7 tRNA genes are annotated in these 743 nt (G+C 46.8%); all 7 read left to right on the top strand.

Annotation, left to right across the window (positions count from 1 at the left end):
* The 7 genes from LQ679_RS14650 (at position 1) to LQ679_RS14620 (ending at position 637) form a co-directional block, all read left to right on the top strand.
* Positions 1 to 76: transfer RNA gene (locus tag LQ679_RS14650), tRNA-Thr, on the top strand.
* A 7-nt stretch (positions 77 to 83) separates the two neighbouring features.
* Positions 84 to 159, top strand: a tRNA-Lys gene (locus LQ679_RS14645).
* A 34-nt stretch (positions 160 to 193) separates the two neighbouring features.
* Positions 194 to 268 (top strand) — tRNA-Gly (locus tag LQ679_RS14640).
* A 15-nt stretch (positions 269 to 283) separates the two neighbouring features.
* A tRNA-Leu gene (locus LQ679_RS14635) sits at positions 284 to 372 on the top strand.
* Between the two features lie 11 nt (positions 373 to 383).
* Positions 384 to 460, top strand: a tRNA-Arg gene (locus tag LQ679_RS14630).
* A 10-nt stretch (positions 461 to 470) separates the two neighbouring features.
* Positions 471 to 544 (top strand) — tRNA-Pro (locus LQ679_RS14625).
* Positions 545 to 561: 17 nt separating this feature from the next.
* Positions 562 to 637, top strand: a tRNA-Ala gene (locus LQ679_RS14620).
* Positions 638 to 743: the final 106 nt, after the last annotated feature.

The raw sequence follows: 743 nt of genomic DNA, 5'->3' as shown, positions 1-743 counted from the left end.
GCCGGCCTAGCTCAACTGGTAGAGCAACTGACTTGTAATCAGTAGGTTGGGGGTTCAAGTCCTCTGGCCGGCACCATGTTTTAGAGCCATTAGCTCAGTTGGTAGAGCATCTGACTTTTAATCAGAGGGTCAGAGGTTCGAATCCTCTATGGCTCACCATTTTAAATATACTATATATAAAAATAATTATTTAGCGGAAGTAGTTCAGCGGTAGAATACAACCTTGCCAAGGTTGGGGTCGCGGGTTCGAATCCCGTCTTCCGCTCCATTTTTATTTTTTCTTGCCGGGGTGGCGGAACTGGCAGACGCACAGGACTTAAAATCCTGCGGTAAGTGATTACCGTACCGGTTCGATTCCGGTCCTCGGCACCATTTTTGTTTTTGCGCCCGTAGCTCAATTGGATAGAGCGTTTGACTACGGATCAAGAGGCTAGGGGTTCGACTCCTCTCGGGCGCGCCATTTTAAATAACGGGAAGTAGCTCAGCTTGGTAGAGCACTTGGTTTGGGACCAAGGGGTCGCAGGTTCGAATCCTGTCTTCCCGACTTCTATTAATACTTATGGGGGCTTAGCTCAGATGGGAGAGCGCCTGCTTTGCACGCAGGAGGTCAGCGGTTCGATCCCGCTAGTCTCCACCATTTTTAAAATAGATTATGAACATTGAAAACTGAATGACAATATGTCAACGTTAATTCCAATAATTGAGTACTGAAAGTACTTCAGAGTGATTGGCTTAACCAATCA

The sequence above is a fragment of the Mammaliicoccus sp. I-M35 genome (genome assembly GCF_022386455.1).
In the GTDB taxonomy this organism is placed as follows: Bacteria; Bacillota; Bacilli; order Staphylococcales; family Staphylococcaceae; genus Mammaliicoccus; species Mammaliicoccus sciuri_A.
Note: the sequence above shows the minus strand (reverse complement) of the source record. Positions and strands in the feature narration are given on the sequence as shown.